The sequence below is a fragment of the Chroococcidiopsis cubana SAG 39.79 genome (assembly GCF_003991895.1).
Taxonomy (GTDB): Bacteria; Cyanobacteriota; Cyanobacteriia; order Cyanobacteriales; family Chroococcidiopsidaceae; genus Chroococcidiopsis; species Chroococcidiopsis thermalis.
Window position 1 is genome coordinate 22,528 of record NZ_RSCK01000040.1, and the last position, 17,073, is coordinate 39,600.

Annotated in this window: 25 protein-coding genes; 11 read left to right on the plus strand and 14 right to left on the minus strand. The window is 45.4% G+C overall.

The window, feature by feature from the left end:
• The 7 genes from DSM107010_RS21250 to DSM107010_RS21280 form a co-directional block, all read right to left on the minus strand.
• On the minus strand, positions 1-2,043 hold a 2,043-nt coding region (locus tag DSM107010_RS21250), incomplete at its 3' end, for a filamentous hemagglutinin N-terminal domain-containing protein (protein WP_199755677.1).
• A 138-nt stretch (positions 2,044-2,181) separates the two neighbouring features.
• The gene (locus tag DSM107010_RS21255; RefSeq protein WP_127023884.1) at positions 2,182-2,973 is read right to left on the minus strand and encodes a DUF3386 domain-containing protein; all 792 of its coding nucleotides are present in this window, start codon (positions 2,971-2,973) and stop codon (positions 2,182-2,184) included.
• Between the two features lie 364 nt (positions 2,974-3,337).
• On the minus strand, positions 3,338-3,517 hold the full coding sequence (locus tag DSM107010_RS21260; RefSeq protein WP_106171279.1) for a hypothetical protein: 180 nt from the start codon (positions 3,515-3,517) through the stop codon (positions 3,338-3,340).
• A complete protein-coding gene (locus tag DSM107010_RS21265; RefSeq protein WP_241994294.1) occupies positions 3,498-4,604 on the minus strand; it encodes a hypothetical protein in 1,107 nt (368 codons plus the stop codon). Before DSM107010_RS21265 ends, DSM107010_RS21260 begins: the two co-directional genes overlap by 20 nt.
• Complete coding sequence (locus tag DSM107010_RS21270; protein ID WP_127023887.1) at positions 4,591-5,940, minus strand: hypothetical protein; 1,350 nt, start codon at positions 5,938-5,940, stop codon at positions 4,591-4,593. Before DSM107010_RS21270 ends, DSM107010_RS21265 begins: the two co-directional genes overlap by 14 nt.
• Complete coding sequence (locus DSM107010_RS21275) at positions 5,940-6,668, minus strand: hypothetical protein (protein WP_106166207.1); 729 nt, start codon at positions 6,666-6,668, stop codon at positions 5,940-5,942. Before DSM107010_RS21275 ends, DSM107010_RS21270 begins: the two co-directional genes overlap by 1 nt.
• 59 nt (positions 6,669-6,727) lie before the next feature.
• Positions 6,728-7,066 (minus strand): hypothetical protein, encoded by a 339-nt coding sequence (locus DSM107010_RS21280; protein ID WP_106166208.1) that lies wholly within the window; start codon positions 7,064-7,066, stop codon positions 6,728-6,730.
• Between the two features lie 188 nt (positions 7,067-7,254).
• Here DSM107010_RS21280 and DSM107010_RS21285 point away from each other — a divergent pair, with 188 nt between their 5' ends.
• Positions 7,255-7,464 (plus strand): helix-turn-helix domain-containing protein, encoded by a 210-nt coding sequence (locus DSM107010_RS21285; protein WP_106166209.1) that lies wholly within the window; start codon positions 7,255-7,257, stop codon positions 7,462-7,464.
• An 82-nt stretch (positions 7,465-7,546) separates the two neighbouring features.
• Here DSM107010_RS21285 and DSM107010_RS21290 read toward each other — a convergent pair whose 3' ends face one another.
• The 4 genes from DSM107010_RS21290 to DSM107010_RS21305 form a co-directional block, all read right to left on the minus strand.
• Complete coding sequence (locus tag DSM107010_RS21290; protein ID WP_106166210.1) at positions 7,547-8,407, minus strand: KilA-N domain-containing protein; 861 nt, start codon at positions 8,405-8,407, stop codon at positions 7,547-7,549.
• A 387-nt stretch (positions 8,408-8,794) separates the two neighbouring features.
• A complete protein-coding gene (locus DSM107010_RS21295) occupies positions 8,795-9,127 on the minus strand; it encodes a type II toxin-antitoxin system PemK/MazF family toxin (protein WP_106166211.1) in 333 nt (110 codons plus the stop codon).
• Positions 9,112-9,306 carry a DUF2281 domain-containing protein gene (locus tag DSM107010_RS21300; RefSeq protein ID WP_106166212.1) on the minus strand — a complete coding sequence of 65 codons (195 nt, stop codon included), beginning with the start codon at positions 9,304-9,306 and terminating at the stop codon, positions 9,112-9,114. Before DSM107010_RS21300 ends, DSM107010_RS21295 begins: the two co-directional genes overlap by 16 nt.
• An 84-nt stretch (positions 9,307-9,390) precedes the next feature.
• Positions 9,391-9,756 carry a helix-turn-helix domain-containing protein gene (locus DSM107010_RS21305; protein WP_106166213.1) on the minus strand — a complete coding sequence of 122 codons (366 nt, stop codon included), beginning with the start codon at positions 9,754-9,756 and terminating at the stop codon, positions 9,391-9,393.
• A gap of 395 nt (positions 9,757-10,151) precedes the next feature.
• On the opposite strand from DSM107010_RS21305, the gene DSM107010_RS21310 reads away from it, so the two are divergent.
• From DSM107010_RS21310 to DSM107010_RS21325, 4 genes are all read left to right on the plus strand, one after another.
• Entirely contained in the window at positions 10,152-10,832 is a 681-nt protein-coding gene (locus DSM107010_RS21310; RefSeq protein ID WP_148125934.1) for a hypothetical protein, read from the plus strand.
• Between the two features lie 102 nt (positions 10,833-10,934).
• A complete protein-coding gene (locus DSM107010_RS21315; RefSeq protein WP_106166215.1) occupies positions 10,935-11,162 on the plus strand; it encodes a hypothetical protein in 228 nt (75 codons plus the stop codon).
• Positions 11,159-11,551 (plus strand): retropepsin-like aspartic protease family protein, encoded by a 393-nt coding sequence (locus DSM107010_RS21320; protein WP_106166216.1) that lies wholly within the window; start codon positions 11,159-11,161, stop codon positions 11,549-11,551. Before DSM107010_RS21315 ends, DSM107010_RS21320 begins: the two co-directional genes overlap by 4 nt.
• A gap of 164 nt (positions 11,552-11,715) precedes the next feature.
• Positions 11,716-11,934 carry a hypothetical protein gene (locus DSM107010_RS21325; RefSeq protein WP_106166217.1) on the plus strand — a complete coding sequence of 73 codons (219 nt, stop codon included), beginning with the start codon at positions 11,716-11,718 and terminating at the stop codon, positions 11,932-11,934.
• 36 nt (positions 11,935-11,970) lie between these two features.
• On the opposite strand, the gene DSM107010_RS21330 is transcribed toward DSM107010_RS21325, so the two are convergent.
• Together DSM107010_RS21330 and DSM107010_RS21335 are read right to left on the minus strand one after the other, a co-directional pair.
• Positions 11,971-12,993, minus strand: coding sequence for a hypothetical protein (locus DSM107010_RS21330; RefSeq protein WP_127023893.1), 1,023 nt, complete (start codon positions 12,991-12,993; stop codon positions 11,971-11,973).
• A gap of 130 nt (positions 12,994-13,123) precedes the next feature.
• The gene (locus DSM107010_RS21335; RefSeq protein ID WP_127023896.1) at positions 13,124-13,339 is read right to left on the minus strand and encodes a hypothetical protein; all 216 of its coding nucleotides are present in this window, start codon (positions 13,337-13,339) and stop codon (positions 13,124-13,126) included.
• 407 nt (positions 13,340-13,746) lie between these two features.
• Here DSM107010_RS21335 and DSM107010_RS21340 point away from each other — a divergent pair, with 407 nt between their 5' ends.
• The 6 genes from DSM107010_RS21340 to DSM107010_RS21365 all read left to right on the plus strand — a co-directional run bounded on the left by DSM107010_RS21340 (position 13,747) and on the right by DSM107010_RS21365 (position 16,403).
• Positions 13,747-14,097 carry an ArsR/SmtB family transcription factor gene (locus DSM107010_RS21340; RefSeq protein WP_106166220.1) on the plus strand — a complete coding sequence of 117 codons (351 nt, stop codon included), beginning with the start codon at positions 13,747-13,749 and terminating at the stop codon, positions 14,095-14,097.
• An 86-nt stretch (positions 14,098-14,183) separates the two neighbouring features.
• Positions 14,184-14,546 carry a DUF1428 domain-containing protein gene (locus DSM107010_RS21345; RefSeq protein ID WP_106166221.1) on the plus strand — a complete coding sequence of 121 codons (363 nt, stop codon included), beginning with the start codon at positions 14,184-14,186 and terminating at the stop codon, positions 14,544-14,546.
• A gap of 48 nt (positions 14,547-14,594) precedes the next feature.
• On the plus strand, positions 14,595-15,083 hold the full coding sequence (locus DSM107010_RS21350; RefSeq protein WP_106166222.1) for a VOC family protein: 489 nt from the start codon (positions 14,595-14,597) through the stop codon (positions 15,081-15,083).
• A gap of 19 nt (positions 15,084-15,102) precedes the next feature.
• The gene (locus DSM107010_RS21355; protein ID WP_106166223.1) at positions 15,103-15,546 is read left to right on the plus strand and encodes a VOC family protein; all 444 of its coding nucleotides are present in this window, start codon (positions 15,103-15,105) and stop codon (positions 15,544-15,546) included.
• Positions 15,543-16,001, plus strand: coding sequence for an SRPBCC domain-containing protein (locus tag DSM107010_RS21360; protein ID WP_106166224.1), 459 nt, complete (start codon positions 15,543-15,545; stop codon positions 15,999-16,001). Before DSM107010_RS21355 ends, DSM107010_RS21360 begins: the two co-directional genes overlap by 4 nt.
• 18 nt (positions 16,002-16,019) lie before the next feature.
• Positions 16,020-16,403, plus strand: a complete 384-nt coding sequence (locus DSM107010_RS21365; RefSeq protein ID WP_106166237.1) for a VOC family protein — start codon at positions 16,020-16,022, stop codon at positions 16,401-16,403.
• Between the two features lie 35 nt (positions 16,404-16,438).
• Here DSM107010_RS21365 and DSM107010_RS21370 read toward each other — a convergent pair whose 3' ends face one another.
• Positions 16,439-17,068 carry a hypothetical protein gene (locus DSM107010_RS21370; RefSeq protein ID WP_106166225.1) on the minus strand — a complete coding sequence of 210 codons (630 nt, stop codon included), beginning with the start codon at positions 17,066-17,068 and terminating at the stop codon, positions 16,439-16,441.
• Positions 17,069-17,073: the final 5 nt, after the last annotated feature.

The following is a 17,073-nucleotide window of genomic DNA, read 5'->3' on the forward strand; positions in this document are numbered from 1 at the left end:
GCTGGCATCGAATATGCTGTCGGGGGACTGGAATACTCCTTGAGTCGTAATCAGGATATTGCCGCCTCTGCCCGTGAAAGCATTGGCGGTGATGCTGCTACCTTGAATAGCAGCTAGGGTGTCGGTGTCGATGGTGATGTTACCACCGTTGCCGCCACCGCCTGCTAGTCCAGCAGTAGCAGAGATACTGCTGCCGTTTCGGAGCTGAAGGTTTTGCGAGTTTAAGAAGATATCTCCGCCCTCTCCTGAAGTGGAGGTGGCAGTGATATTGCCATTGTTGCCGAGGCTGATGCGATCGGCATTGACTCGAAGGGTTCCAGCAGTTCCCGCTCCATCGTTGCGAACGCTAAGTTGTGCTCCATCTCGAATGTTTAACTGCTTTGCTTCCACAGTCAAGTCCCCCGCACTAGCTGAACTTCTGGCACGAGCTGATAAGTTACTCGTTAAAGATCCGTCTGTCGATCTTCCAACTAGATCTACTGCTTCTGTTGCTTGAATTAAAATACTGCCTGCTTTTCCCCTTCCCAAAGTACTGCTCGACACTGTTGCACCGTCTCGAACACTTAATCTTCGCGTTTTTATTGTTACTGCTCCGCCACTTCCAACGGCTCTTGGCAGTGCTGAGGTTGATATGGCGCTGCTCGTGCGACCGCGACTGGGAGTTCTTCCCGTGCCAACTAGTTCTACTAGATCTTCGACGTTAACCGATACCGAACCTGCTTTTCCAACACCGCTCGTACCTGCGAATACCTGCGCTCCATCTCGAATGTTTAACTGCTTTGTTTCAACAGTTATACCTCCCCCCGAACCAGTACCTCCTGGGGTAACAAACGAAAATAGTCCGCTAAGTAACGTACCTTCAGGCGCTGACTGCCCAACTAGCTCGATTAAATCGCGAGCTTTAACCAAAATAGAGCCAGCATTTCCTTCACCTTCAACCCTAGTTCCTATCTGCGCTCCATCTTTGACTTCTAAACGTTTTGTTTCCAAAATAATGTCTCCTCCAGTACCCTGAGCGCCTGGGTAAACAGTAGCTAAGATTCCTGTCGGAATTTGCTCGTTTTCTCTACTGCCATCCAAAAGAATTGAATCTGAAGCATTCATGATAATCTGTCCGCTTGGCGCTGCTCCTAGTGTACTAGCATCAATCTGGGAAGCATCACTTAGTTGAATTTGTCTGCCAACCACTTTTATATCACCGCCACCTATACCACTAGCATCTATTACCGCTTGTTGGAATAGTTGGATGTTACCAAAACTAGGCACCGCATCATAACCTAAAGCAAAGCCTTTGCTGATAGGGGTGAGGCTAACTAAACTTTCTTGAGTGACACTACCTAACTCTATTCTGCCGCCTGCTGTTTTCAGCGTTCCACCCTCCAGGATTACATCTCCCCCGACCAAAGCTAATGTTCGATCCGGTCGTACGCGCAGTCCTAGATTAGTATCTATAAGAGTAGAAGCTTGCCTCACCCCTTGACCGTTACCTTGTACGGCAATCCTTCCAGGGTTGCTCCCAAATCCTAAACCGACAGGGACATCAACTGTCAACAATGGCGGCTCTTGAGGATTTGTGGCGCTGAATCTCACTCCATCAGCAAAATTAATGCTGCTAGCCGTACTGCCAACAAAGGAACCACCAAGATCTAATTTGGCGTTGGGACCAAATATGATTCCATTGGGATTGAGTAAGAATAGGTTGGCAGTGCCGTTAGCACGAATCAAACCATCAATACTGGAAATAGAGCTGCCCGTGACGCGACTAAAGATATTTTGAATGTCTAGAGAGTTGTTGAAGTAGGCTTCACCACCTGTAGGAAGGGAGAAACGCTCGAAGCTGTGAAATAGGTTGTTACTAGCCTTAGTCCCTTCCGAAATGATATTACTGCTATCTTGAGTTTGAACAGTAGAATTTACAGGCAAAGTACTATCTGGAACAATTTGTGCTAAAGAGTAAGACTCAAAAATAATTGAGCCTCCTGCTACAGCTAGAAGATTTACTAACCCCAGCCAGACAAACGAAATTTTGGTAGAAGCAGGCATATGTTTGATAAAAAAATACTATAGAACGTAAAACTTGGAATTACAATTTATATCAGTAATCCTCTTCTATATTCAAGTTACCAACCGTTAAAACGCTAGCGCCGACTTCAATAACAGATAAAGTCGACGCAAAATTAATTACTTTTTACTAGATAGCAATTGAAGATTGGTAAAGTTGAATTCAGCTTTAAACTGCTTCCCCCCTTCAGAATGCTGAACAACTTGGCTCACGGGAAGATAATAATCGCCAATTTTTTTATAAGTATCCTCAGATACTTCTTCAGCTAAGACTTGTTTTGTTTGGGGCTGGTGAAATGTTGTGCGATAGCGAGTAGCTAGATATCCTTCTGGCGTAACTTTTGTATCCAGAGTATTCACGCTAAAGGATTGCCCTCCCATCTGACGATTGACCTGTACGATTTGCCGATCGTACACTTTGAAACTAGAGCCTGGTTCGTTTGCTTTAATAATTTCTACAGCGCCATTTTTATCCGTATTGCCAAATTTGAAAGTACTATCTTTGTGGACTTTTTCAAACGGAACAGAGCGCCGATGAACCACAAGCATCTGTAATTGATTTTCTATTGACTGACGTGCTTCCTCATTATTAATGCCGCTGACTACTACCCTTAAATCTGGTTTGACTTGGATGCGACCTTGATATTTTTCCTGCCCTTGCGTAAAATCCACTTTTGCAGTGTAGCCGGGAAACTGCTCGTTCCAAGTGTAACGATTTTCGTATGCTTCTTTAAACATCTCTAAAGCAGAAAGACTTGAGGTAGAAGCACGATTGTTTGCTTGCGAGTGTAAAGAAGCACTGGTATAAGTCAGTGCGTTAACGCTGGTTTGTGTGACTAAACTTATGGCAGCTATAGCAATAACTAAACTAAATCCCTGCCGCTCTCTCTTTTCCTTCAACTGTTGTTTCATGGTATTTAACAAATCAAGCACATCTTGACTGAAAATCGTATCTTTTTCTATCCTGAAAATTATAAAATTAGCCCGACTTTCTGTCTATCTAGAATTACTACAATAGCTGGCTATTTAACAAAACGCGGTTCGCTGCGGTGTTCTTGCCTGGAAGAGGACAAGCGCTCGCGTGGAAAGTAGATAAATTGGAACTGTGTACAGCTGGGAGAAATCCTAACAGAGAAACACGCTCGCCGCAACCGTACTCGTTGCTACTGCACAAGATGCGTCGCTCATTGAAAATGATGTAGCATGGAGGTCGATCCAACGGGGTCAGCTTGGAGCATCGAGTTGCCGTAATAAAGCTTTGTCTTGCTTGGATGCTTTAAAGAATTTTGGCACAGTTTCCGATAGGACGCTCCAGCATCGACAAAATTTCTCTCTCAAACGGGTCGAGATCGCACGAGCGCAAAAGAGCAATGCGATTGCTTATTTCTTGCATCTGCGGCTCTTGTTCTGGGGCAAGGAGATTAGTTGTTGGGGTTTCAAGTTGTAGCTTGTGCATCGTTGCAATCTTCAACTTTGTAATGCGCCTCCAAGCAAGAGAGCAACATTTCTTCAACTTCTGTTAGGTAAACTTGTTTGCCCAATCCCGTTAAAAAGTGATTCGCACCTCGGTCGAGCGTCCCCACCTGTCGCAACCGTTTGATTCGCATCAGAATTTGTGGCAGTTGTCGATGAGCTTCCGGGGAGTCAAGTTTTTGAAGGTTTTCTGGTTTCACAGTTAAAGTCGTGTCGTGTACGTCAACACATATAGTAAATTGCTTTAGCTCTATTGCAACACACGGATAGCCATTGTATTTGCGATCGCTATCTTCCAACTTAGTCAGGGTAAATACATCACCAGCTTGGCAGTATTCTTTAGCAAGCAGTAAGGGCTTTTCTTTCATCTGCTCGACAATTCCTTTAACAATACGACCGCTAGGAACTTTACCATCAACTAGGTCTACAGCTTGCTGCCATACTTCCACTTGTAATTCTTTCTCTAATCCAGAAAGCGAGCGCACCTGCCCAACTGAAGTTGGCAGTACGCGACAACAATTTGTTGTCGTCAGATTTCCATAAACTTCAGCTGCGGCAATTAAATAATTAACAGCTTGCTTGGTCTTACCAAAACGATCGCGGCAGTACCCAACAAAATCATTACTGTGAGTGCTACGGTACAAACGACGGTCGCGCAATTCCTTGATTGCTAGACCTGCCTGATAAAACGCTCTTTCTACGCGCAACTCCAAGCGGTGGCGATCGCGTTCTTCTTCTGGTGTAAGTGTTTCGACAATCTCAAGTGCGCTATTGTCAGCAGAAATCGCAGCAGGCGCAATAGATTTAACCTGTTGTGAAGATTCCTCAACTGCACTAGAGCAGAAATCTTGGGTTTGAGCTGGAGACGAGCGCAAATATTTCCTTGGAATATATTGCCGTTCGCCTGATGCTAATTGCACGACTGCGCCATCAAAGTTTGGCAGATCGTCAACCACTCCCGCTCCAGCAAAATAGGGATGATTCGATTCGACCCGATCGCCCGCTTTGAGATCCTCTACTATTTTTGTGGTAGTATCCACAGCATTTTGACCTAATTTATTTCGGCTCATAACTAGCACTGTTTGATATTAGCTTTGAGAATTCCACATCAATCAACCTTCCTTGCTCGTTCCACACCGCCAGCAGGTCATCTCGTTCCATCACCAAGCGCGTCAGTTTCTTCCTTGCCTCCTCCACCAAAACTGGTTCGTCACCGCGTAGCCAGTCCAAATACTGCTTTACAGGATCTTTTGGTTTTGGCAATTCTTGTTTGGGTTTGGGCATAGTGTGCTGTCTGACCAGCTGGCTAATTTTGGCACTGAAGTCAGCAGCAGGAGCGGGTGGTGTCAGAATGGATTCGGACACATTAGTCGTGTGCGAGATGACTGGTTTTGCTGGGGAAGCGTTTTGCTCCAAAGCCTGAGCCTTAGAAACTACTTCCGCTTCATTCACGCTTTTGACTTCGCTAAAACAGGATGGCAACCCGACTTCTATCCCCGCTGCCTGTAACGCCAGGGCGTTATCTAGGGCGAGATTGTAGAACTGTAAAAACTCTTGCCACAAGATATTTGTCTTCACAGGGTTTTTGTAAAACTCACTGTATGCATTGGTCAAAGGAGAATTTGCCCAGTGTCCGCCTTGGTTCTTGTAATGCAACGCCCGCCACTGCAAGAAGTAGGGGTAGGGTTGGTTCGGGGCAACTTCCCACGGCTCGGTCGCTCGCGCGGCGGAAGATTTGTCCCGAACAACAAATTTCGGTTTGGAATGCGGCAAATCGGGGTTGACTTTACTGCTAGTCGAGGAGTCCGAGGCGGTTTGAGCTGGTTCAGTTTTGTTTTCTGTCTCGCTTCTAGAAAGAGTATTGCCAGTTGTATTGCTAGTAGTTATTGGTATTCGTTGACATTCAACGGATGGAGTCGTTGAACTAGGTACGGCTGCATCCGTTGAATTAGAGGCTTGTGTATCAGTTGAATTGACTTGTTGGGTATCGGGTGAAATTAACTGTTGCAGGAAGGGATGGTTGTAGTTAACGGTGTACCAACAAGTGCGATCTCGCCCCTGTTGTCTCAAACCCAACTGCTTGACTTCGATCAACCCCAACCCGACAAGGAGACTTCGCACTTTGCGAAAAGCGTAATCAGACAGCCACGGAAATACTTCTGTGCGCCAAGATTCGTATGACTTGTAGATCCAGCGCCTACCGTCCTCACACATTTGTTTAACTTGGCTGGGAATTGAGCCAAACTCAAGCGTGATGTAGAAATGGATCTGCTGGACAAACGCCGCACAGTTCCCTGCATATCCCTTGTCTCGACGTTCTTCGCTTCGAGCGAATGTTTGAGCAATCCATGCCGCAAGTTGAGTCGGAATTGGCACGGACTGCGCCGCCAATAATTTAGAGGTCATCACCGAACCTCCAGCATCAAAGAATTAACTCTCTCAACCCAGGCAAGTGCTTTTTTGCCGTTAGTTGCTGGCAGCAAATTGAATTCTGACTGGATTTCGTCCATTGATAGGTGAGGCAGTAATTTCTCCGCCCACAAAATCGCATCTTGCGGCGATTTCCACGACTTGCACACACTAGAAGCGAGCGGGCGGGAAACCCGCCCGATATTAGCTTCGTTGCTGTCAATTCTGCCTGTTTCTTGCTCAGACTGAACGTTGGGGATTGAATCTACTTCTGTCTCGTCCAGAATTGCTAACCCACAGATGGAGAGCGTGACTCGCCGCTTGCTTTTTGTCTCGGCTTTCATCACCGCATTGGCTAGGGCTTCGCCTTGCAAACCCGCAATCGATACCGCACCAATTGATTCATCGCAGCGCCCGTCCGGTAAACTGGCTTGGGAAGTCACGACATAAATCGAATCGGCAACTAATTCTCGCGCTTGTATTCGCACTGAAACGTGATGAATTTTCCGTAACTGCTCGGTTGCTTCCCGCAGGGCGTATAGTTTTAACTTGCCGTTGAGTCGGATATACGCAAATGGCTGAGTTAGGGCATTAAGTCCCAAAGATTCACACAAGCGCGAGTAGTATTTCAAGCGATCGCTATTGCTAAGCTGCGATAAGTCGCCCCCAATCAACACGCTTTCAATCGATGGCAAGGAATCTATTTTGGTTAAGTTGGAAGTCATGTTTTGTCTCCTACAAAATTAAAGCTTGAAGCAGTTAGCTCCAAGCCGATTTGATTCATTTAAAACGGCGCTTGGTCAAAGCTCAGTTTGCTGTAGGAGACAACGGAGTAATCCTTCAACCACTCACAAGTGGCAATCAATTGTGCGATAACTTTGTTAAGCTTCGCTAACGCACTCTCAGCCGGTTGAGTCACTACGACATCGATAGTTTGAGTGCTAACTGGTACGGCGCGATCGTTTTGTATCTCAACTTGTTTCGATACCAACTCGACGAAAAACTTATGTCCAATGAGCTTCTGAGCATAGATTTGGAGGCAAGTTACCAACGGGAGAACGTGATGCCGCCGCTCTGACTTGGCTAATTCACGCTCGTCGCATACATTCTGTTGTGTCATCATAATTATGTCCTGTTTTTCTAGGGCGGGCGGAAGGCTCTCGATTTCTCAGGTCATGAGCCACCGCCTTTAATTGAACTCGACTGCTCTACTTTAGAGCGTATAGTTCTAGTTTAGAGCAATTGCGAATTAAAAACAAGTGATATGCTAAAAGTAAAGTGTTCTAAAGTAGAGATTAGAGTCAAGCAGGTATGTTCAAGCACAGAGTCGGCGAGTTAATGAAACAGAGGGGAATCACATACTCTCAGCTGTCTCGTCGTGCTGGGATTGGAATGCAAACTGCTAAAGATTTGTCCAGCGATCCAAGCTATCAGATGGGAACGGCAACTTTGTATCAGTGTTGTAAGTTCTTCGGTGTGACACCGAATGATTTGCTGGTAGAAGAATTAAAGGTAGCCTGACAGATAGAGCGCGAGCGACCGCGCAACGTTTCCACTCTCTTAGCTCGAAACAACGCAGATGTTTGGGGAGATAATAGTCACTTTACGATTCTTTTTTTGGTAAATGATGAGGTATGCTATCAGGGGCGAGAGTTGCTTGCTCCAAAGAGTGTACGAACAGATTTGGTTGGGGCTGGAATTCGGCAACTCCTGCCAGCACTGCTTTCAACGCTTGTTGGTAAACCTCTTCTTCTAATACTGGATACTCGCGTAGATACGACGCACTCACCCAGCGCTGCATTTTGTCGTAGTCAAAGCCGCAACACTTGAGAATTTTCTTAACGCGGTTGCGATCGCGGGTAGATTTGGGGTTTAAGCCAGCATCGGCAATCACCTGGGTGAGGCTTCGTCCGCTGGAACTGCCGATTTCCTGACCAGTGGTAGGATCGACGAAGCGATCTCTATACTCTATTTTTGGCGGTGGAGGAGTTTCACCGCGTAGCCATTGCAACATGGCAGGACTAGTGGAAAGAGCGATCGCGTATCCCGTATCCTGATAGTGCTGCTTGGCGCGAATTAGCTCCAACTCTAATTGCAGTTCCCGTTCCCTAGAGGAAACAACAGGTTGAGCGATTGCAGGAGTCTTCCCCTTTCGCATCCAGTCAAACACCCACTGAGAAACAAGTACAGCAAAAGAGGGACTGCACCATTGACCACAATTAATTGCCACTTGCGGATGTCCCCAAGTGCCGCCACCTCGCCCAGTCTTGATCCTAACTAGATCGACTATGGGAATTCCCATACTTTGAGAAAGCTCTTGGAGAAAGGCTTTTGTCGTTTCTAGACGCAAGTAATCTGCAATTAATTTGTCATTTGCTTTCGCCATTGCTGTGAGGTTGATGTATCCGTCAACAACTCTTTGTGCAATCATGACTTTGTTGACGTTATGAGTGATGAGATTCATATCTTTACACTTCGCCTACTAGAGTTAGAGCGGCGCTGAATTTCGTGCGATGTTGCTGTTGTAGATGTTCTTTTTACCCAGAAAGAATTTGCCTCGCCTAGTCCAACTCGAATCGCATCTACAAAGCTGGCATTAACCAACTCGAATCGCATCTACAAAGCTGGCATTAACCAGAATTAGATCCTGCTGGGAGCGGAGTATAGTTAACACCTGCGACTTTCACCAAAGGCTAACCGGAAACTTGCTGCGTAGAAATAGCACGTAGGAAAAATTGTTCACCATCTCCCGCTCTCATTAGTAAATTCGCGCTTTTAATTGGTATTTTCGTACCCTGCTATTCCTTGTTAACAGCAACTAAAGCGCAGATGGTAGTAGCGAAATGAATTTTTACTGCTGCAAAATTTCTATAATTTTGGCGATCGCTGCGTTAGTTGTCTCTGGCTTGAGGCGACCGACTTGATACAATACGAGCTGTTGGTCAGCAGTAAATAAACGGTTCGGTCTAATATTGCTACTTTGGCGGAGACTGCCTGAGGCAAAATCATCATTACTAACAGCGATCGCATATTCATCCCTGACCAATTGACTAGTAATCTGGCAGAGAATCAAGTCATCTCCTTGGTCTGAAGCGACAATTAATGCTGGTCGTCGTTTCGCCTGGGTAAGATCTGAAAAAGGAAAGGGAATCACAACTACATCTCCCTTTACAAATCGCGCCACGCTTCCTCCTCCTCTGGACGCAGCCAATCTTTTGCTAAAGATGCCTCACTCAAAAGGGTAGCTTCCTGCTTTTGAAGAACTTTGTGAGCTTTGAGATAGCGCAAGAAATCTAAAACCTCTTCTAGTATTGGCTCTGGAACCTGCTCAATTTCTTGGAGTAACAAATCTTTAGTATTCATAGCAACAACTTGTTTTGTTAGTAGTAATTTAGCTCCAGCTATAGCCAGTTGGAAAAACCAGCGATTGCGTTAGTTGCTATCAGCTTAGGCAGACTCCGGTACTTCAGCAACTACAGTGAGAAACGAGCGATTGCGGTCTTGGGGTTTAGTTTGTTGAGTGCTGGCTAAGTCTGTTTTTTGGTTTGGCGGCTCTAAAGATGTTTGGTTCGTGTTTGCTACTTGATTCCCATCGTCATCGGGAAGCCATTCTAAAAGTTCTCCTGGTTGACATTCAAGTGCAGCACAAATACCATTCAGCCTTTCCGGGCTAAGTCGAGGCATTTCATCCGTTTTACGTAGTCTGTAAATAGAGGTTTCAGTAATACTAAGAGTTTTAGCTAAGTCTTTGTTACGGATGCGCTTTCGCGCCATTACTTCATTAAGTTTCCAGCGAATCACTTTTATATCCATAGAGTCGTCTCCATCAGTTTAATATTCACTTCGAGTTGATTAAGTAACTTCTCGCTCATTCTAACACGAGAATACTATAAATAGTATTGACAAGTATATGAACTTGACGTATATTTATATTAGTGAGGCGAAAGTAAACAGTTAAATGGAAAGCAGGAAGCCAAGAGATTTAAAAAAACTGCCTGAGTACAATAGCCATCTCCAGCCCAAAAATAGAACTTTGACAACCGAATAACCCCCTCCGCATTCCGCAACTAGCGTGGCAGGTGCAAACCGCAGAACGAAGAGCTAGGACGGAGGATTTGACTGAACAGCTAAGACGAGTGCCAAAAAAAGCCCCAACTCAGCGTCAACTGATTGGGGCAACTCTTCGTAATACCAAAGACATTGTAACTATGACAGCACAGATAATTGCCAGTTCTGCACCTCAAGCTCAAATCCAGACTCCTCAAGTCTGGGACAAGCCAACCGCCGCTGCTCAAGTCGGAGACGAAATTTGCGCCCCTTTCACGCCAGTTATGCAGGTAGTAGAGAGAGAAGTGTTAGCCGATGGACGAGTGCGGCTGCTGGTTAAACCCGGATCGGCAACGTATTCCGAAGAATGGATTGTAGCGCCTCAAGCCACAGTAGAGCAACAACCAACTCAAGCCACATCGGAAACAACAGCAAATCAACAGCCAATAGAATTAAAGGGCGATTGCACTCATCACCAACCCCAACCCGACTGGGAGGCAATTGCCGAATACGAAAGTGGCAGCATACACGGGAAACATGATGCATCTGCTCGTATACCACCCATGTGCAAACAAGCAAGCTGTCCTTACTCTCAAGGTTATCTGGATGGCTACAGCAGCATTAAAGCTTCCCAACCACCAGCCTCAGTTCCCAAGGCAGTCGAGTGGCAGGTCGTCTACGACCCCAAGTGGGACTTGTATCAGGTGTGGGTGGAGAATCGCTGCTTGATGGAAAAGGCAATTAGTTACGCGGAAGGGGAAAAGATCGCCCAGAAATACATCGCAGCAGAAAAGTTACGCGCCTCACATCGAGAATTGGTGATGAGTGCATTTGCTGCTTAGTCAAATTTTGTCATTACTTTTGAGAAGAGGGCGCTTTCAAGATTAAACTTGAAGTGTCCTCTTGCAGCTAGACTCTTCGCCGCTAACCAACGAGCCAAAGCCATGAGTGCCGTTTTAACAATCGAGCAAATCAGACAACAATATGTCGATGAATGGATTTTAATCGCTTACACTCACTTAGATGAAGAGATGAACGTGCTAGCGGGAGAAGTTTTAGCGCACTCCAAACAGCGCGATGAGGTCTATGAGGCATTTGACTCCAGACTTGGGAGGGCTGTGGCAGTGGAATATACTGGCTCCATCCCTGAAGATGTCGCGTACCTACTGTGAGATCCTACCGACTGCAACGCAACGGGAATTTACTTTGGCTGAAGGCGGCGGTTGGTGGCATCAGTGGTGAGACAGCAATTTTCCGGCTGTTAGTCGATACAGGCGCAAGTTACACGACGTTGCCAACTAGACCGCTAGAGTCATTAGGTTATAGTACTGCCCAAGCAACTCGAACCTTGCGTCTAATCTCTGCTAGCGGCACGATGAATGCGCCGGTTGTTTCAGTCTCTTGGTTTAATTGTTTGGGTATTAGGGTAGAAGATTACCCTGTGATTTCGTACACGCTACCGACTTTTAGTTTTGTGGACGGCATTTTAGGAATGGATTTTTTGGCTGGGTATGAAGCAACGATAGCAACAGCGACAGCAGAAATTCGTCTACCACTGTAATGTCTGCTCATCTTAAAAGTTAGCAGCATCGCTCGAAGCGATTTCCGAATCGGGAAAAAATCCCGTTTTGGTAGCTTCAATACGAGCCGTCGAGACGTTTGTACGACTACAGGCAAACGTTCAAAGCAACTACAAAATTATTAACAAACTCATAGAGCGGAACAATGCAACTATTCTTAACTGTTGCTCTTGAGCTAGTAGCGTTCGCCTTCACTTTGCTATTAGTCATCGAATTTAGTTGGGGAATTTACCAGCACTGGCAAGATGTGGCAGTGCGAACTGGATTTACTTCCTCCACTACTTTGTGGAACGAGTATCACAAAATCTTTTTGAATGAGATCGCAACAACTGCTTTTACTGGAGTAGTGGAAGCAGCAGTTTAGCTAACGCAGTAATGCCACCTGTAAAAAATCCGTTGATTAGGCAGCGGGAGCAGGGAACCACAACTGCTGCCACTGACCGTTCAGTTCAGCCACTTTGAGTAGACTTAAGGCTCTGCTACCCAGGCGGCTCCAACTCATTCCTTTATTCTTCTGTCGCAAACCAACAGTTAAATCTACTCCCTTCTCGATTCGTCCGCTACCAAGAGTTTTACCGGCTTGGCTGCGACGCTTGTAGTTAATAATTTCGTGTTGATGTTTTTCCAAATACCCGATTAACTCTTGCCATTTGTCTAAATTTCTAACCTGAACCTGGTGTTTTAAATATCCAAGAGCAATCGCAGTATTACCTTGCCACAATTGAGAAAATAAAAACTTTAAATGTTTGGCTTTTTCGAGTTTATTGTTGGCAATCATTGACATCAGCTCCCGGAGTTTTTTGCAAAGGTGATACCAATCTAGAATGATGGTGACTTCTAGACCAAAAATGCTAAGAAGTCGATGGCGAATTGTTCTGGCTCCATCAGTAATTGCTACTAAATTCAGCGGTGACGCTTGGCTACCATATTCTTGTAGAATTTTCGCTTTAATTACACTAGCTAAACTTAGTAAATCTTCACCGTTTGCATTGATAGGAGTAGCTATGTATTCAAATTTAGTAGTGGGCTTTTGCAAAAGAACGATATCTGTAATTATGGCTGGAGTTTTGACTCTGCAAAGATTTTGGTTTTTCTTGCTCTGGTCTAACTTAGGCTGACGTTCGGCTTTTTGACTTTTAACTTGAATCCCATCATCAAATAAAAGAATTTCTTTTTCTTCAGGATTGTAGATATCTACGTTAGCATTTACTTGTACGACTTTATCGTCATTTTTTGCCAGAGTTGCCGCTATGGTTTTATTGATATCCTGGCTAATTATTAGGGCTTTATTACTTACGATTTGCCTAATCTTCTGGTCACTCAACAATCTTTCGCCACTAACTCTTTCCACTAACAGAGCTACTTCTTCATAACTCATACGATTGCTATAGTAGCCACATAGCTCCTGTAATCTTGGACTCACATAGCCCTCTTGCAATTGGTTTGTTAGACTCAAGTAGTTTGTTTCTTGTGCTTCGCATTGATATTTTTGTAAACCGAATACAAACTTTCCATGTATAGTCTTTATCCACACCAACCGCGTGCCGTTACAACTAAATTTCTGGTTTTTTTATCTCCTGGGTGAACTGGTTTTGAGCTTGAGTCAACAAGCTCGCTTCTATTTCTAGCAGTGCCTGCTGTTTCCAGTTTTCCACTGCTCCCTCAATGTCGTGTAAACTTTGATTGCCTAAGTCTATCTCGTCTGCAGTAAGCTGACTCAAAATATTCCCTGATTCATCTCTAATCACAGTTTCCACTCTTGCTTTCATAGCTCGCTCCTGAGTAGCGTTCGCTCTCATCCTTTTAGGGCACATCTCTCAGTCTACCGACATCAACGGATTTTTTACAGCTCGATTTAGTTTACCATCTGGAAACAAATGTTACTTACCCTCTTATGTCACTCTGGAAAGAGGAAAATGTCTCGTCTACTCTGAACCTCAAGTAGAATTATAGGTTTAGCGATCGCGTCTCACTTATTGTCATTTAACTTCTCTTGTTGCAAAAATACGTGTTAATAAGGCTTGTAGATTATTTTTCTCGAAAGTGACATAACAGGATTAAGCCTGAGTAGTTACGTTTCAACACAAAAGTTCACCCAAACACTGGGGATTGCCCTTGACAGATTGGAATAGTACATTTAAACTAGCAGTTAATTAACTGCGCGGTTAAGTATCAAATGTCCACTGACTCTTTGAGCGTTACCCTTGCTGCCCTGGCTGATCCTACCCGTCGAGCAATTCTGGCACAACTCGCTCAGGGAGAAACCACCGTCACAGAACTCGCTGAACCGTTTGAGATGAGTTTACCTGCCATCTCCAAACATCTCAAAGTGCTGGAACGTGCTCAACTGATTACGCGCAGCCGAGATGCACGGTGGCGACCCTGCCACCTCAATCCAGAACCGCTGAAGGATTTAGCAGACTGGCTGGAACACTACCGCCGATTTTGGGAACAGAGTTTCGATCGCCTGGATGAGTATCTACAAGAGTTACAAGCAAACGAACAAAAACAGAATCGCAAAAAGTAATGTGATTTGTGCATCAGTCTAACTAGCATTCAATCTTGTTATCAATCAAAAATCAATCCAAGAATTGTAATCAGGAGAAAAACCTCATGCCTTACGTTGATGGTTTTGTTTTAGCTGTCCCTACAGTCAACAAAGAAGTTTACAAGCAACATGCAGAGAGCACGGCGATCGTATTTAAGGAATACGGGGCACTCAAGTTGACTGAATGTTGGGGGGATGACGTTCCTGAAGGTGAAGTCACATCATTTCCTTTAGCCGTTCAGTGTCAGGCAGATGAAACAGTTTGTTTTTCTTGGGTTATTTGGCCCTCACGCGAAATTAGAGATGAGGGGTGGAAGAAAGTTATGGCAGACCCACGCATGCAGCCTGACAAGAATCCAAATGCTGAAATGCCGTTCGATGGCAAGCGGATGATCTATGGCGGCTTCGAGATGATTGTTGATAGGTAGCTTTTGAAATCAGCGACTTAAAGACAGAAGCTTAACAGGAGGAATCCAGTGCTAACAACTCAAAAAATCGTCCCTTGTTTGTGGTTTAATGGCGACGCTGAAGAGGCGGCTAAGTTCTATGTCTCGCTGCTGCCAGATTCGCGTATCGATCGCATTTTGAAGTCTCCCGCTGACACGCCGAGTGGACCCGCTGGAATGGTCTTGACGGTCGAATTCACGTTGGCTGGTCTGCAATACGTGGGGCTAAACGGTGGATCGCAGTTTCCGTTCACTGAAGCTGTGTCGTTTCAAATCCATTGTGATGACCAAGCTGAAGTTGATCGTCTATGGGCTGCGATCGCAGAGGGCGGATCGGAAATCGCCTGCGGCTGGGTCAAAGATCGGTGGGGATTTCCCTGGCAGATCGTACCCAGGCGGATGATCGAATTACTTAACGACCCCGACACAGCCCGTGCCCGACGTGCCCAAGAGGCGATGATGCAAATGGTCAAGATCGATATTGCCCCGATCGAGCGTGCAGCGAACGGTATCAGTTAGCCGAATCATTGGAGGAATTATGTCTAGAAAAATCTTTGTCAATCTACCTGTCAAGAACCTGAAGCAGTCCATCGACTTTTTTACAAAACTTGGCTTCAGTTTCAACCCCCAATTCACCGATGAGACGGCGACTTGCATGATTGTGAGTGAGGACATCTTTGTCATGCTCTTGACTCACGACAAATTCAAATCCTTCACGCCCAATCCCATCTGTGACGCGACGAAAAGCACTGAAGTGTTGACCTGTTTATCGAGTGAGAGCCGGGAAGCAGTTGATGAGATGGTGAGCAAGGCGATCGCTGCTGGCGGCAACACCTACAACGAACCGCAAGATCACGGATTTATGTACGCGCATGGCTTCCAGGATTTAGACGGACACATCTGGGAACTCGTGTATATGGAATCCAGTGCCATCCAATCTGGTGAACATCTAACAGAGCAATACGCGGACGCACAAGCATGAATAATGCCACGACAATCCCCGATCGCCAACTCACGATCACCCGCACATTTGATGCGCCTCGCAGCCTGGTATTCAAAGTTTGGACTCAACCCGAACATTTCTCTCGTTGGTTGGGTCCAAAGGATTTTACGGCGATCGCCTGCCACATGAAAGTACAGGTTGGGGGTATGTATCGAGCCTGTATTCGCTCTCCCGAAGGCACCGACCATTGGATGCAGGGTATCTATCGCGAAATCATTGATCCAGAGCGTTTGGTTTTCACGTTTGCCTGGGAGGACGAGAATAACCGACCCAAACATGAAACGCTGGTTACTGTGACGTTTGAGGAACAGGACAACAAAACGTTGATGACGTTCCAGCAAGCCATCTTTGAATCCACTGAATCACGGAATGCTCACAACACAGGTTGGTCAGAATGTTTCGATCGCCTGGCAACCTATTTAACCGAACTGTGAAATTGAGAGGTTCGTATGATGAAATCTAATCCCATTGTTTGGTGTGAAATTTATGTCCAGGACATGGATCGGGCAAAAAGTTTTTACGAGTCTGTGTTTCAGATGAAGCTGGAGAAGCTCGAAAGTCCTGGAATGGATATGTGGGCATTTCCGATGGCTATGGATAAAGTTGGTGCGTCTGGTGCATTGGTCAAGATGGAAGGGGTCAAGTCTGGTGGGAGCGGCACGATATCCTATTTCCACTGTGATGAGGTGGCTATAGAATTAGAGCGTGTCGTTGCCGCTGGTGGTCAAATCCAACAGCCAAAAACATCGATCGGTCAATATGGATTCATGGCCTTGATTGTCGATACAGAAGGAAATATGATTGGCTTACATATGCCACCCAATGAGATGAAGTGAGATGAGAGCGTAACAAATCGAGATGCTAGGAGGAACTAACCCGTAGCTCCTAAAGCTGACAAGACCGTGCTTTGCCATTGCTGTTCCCAGTGATTGCAAGCCATCATTGCCCGAATTTGTAAGACATTGTGTGCTCCTTCTCGCGTCCACTGCATTTTTCCTGTCCTTTTATGTCGCGCATTAATCAAGGAATCAATGTGGGATTCGGCGACAGAGCTAGTGTAAGGAAGATCGGTTTGCGATCGCTGATGATAATGTACTAGATATTTTTGATTCTGCTGGAGGTAGTCACCAAGTGACTCAATTTTAACCTGCTTTTTTCGCTCGCTAATATTTTCTCTCAGCCATGACAGTTCGCTCGCACATTCCTCAGCTTTGCCATGCCACAATTTCCACTTAGCGCTTTCCAACGATTCTGACAAAGCTGTTCCTAAAGCTTGACGAACATTCTGAAATTTCTGGCTGATGTGAAACCAATCTAAAATACACTCTAAGGTTTGACAGTGAGATTTGAGTGTTAATAAAACTGACCAGCAATTTTTTGCTCCATCTGCCAATCCAGTCACTTTTGTTTTTTCACCAAGACCTTGTTTTCTTGCTGCACTTATCAGATAGGTATTGAGCCGAGATACGTGTAAAAACCTGCAAGATGGTCTAGAAACCATTGGTA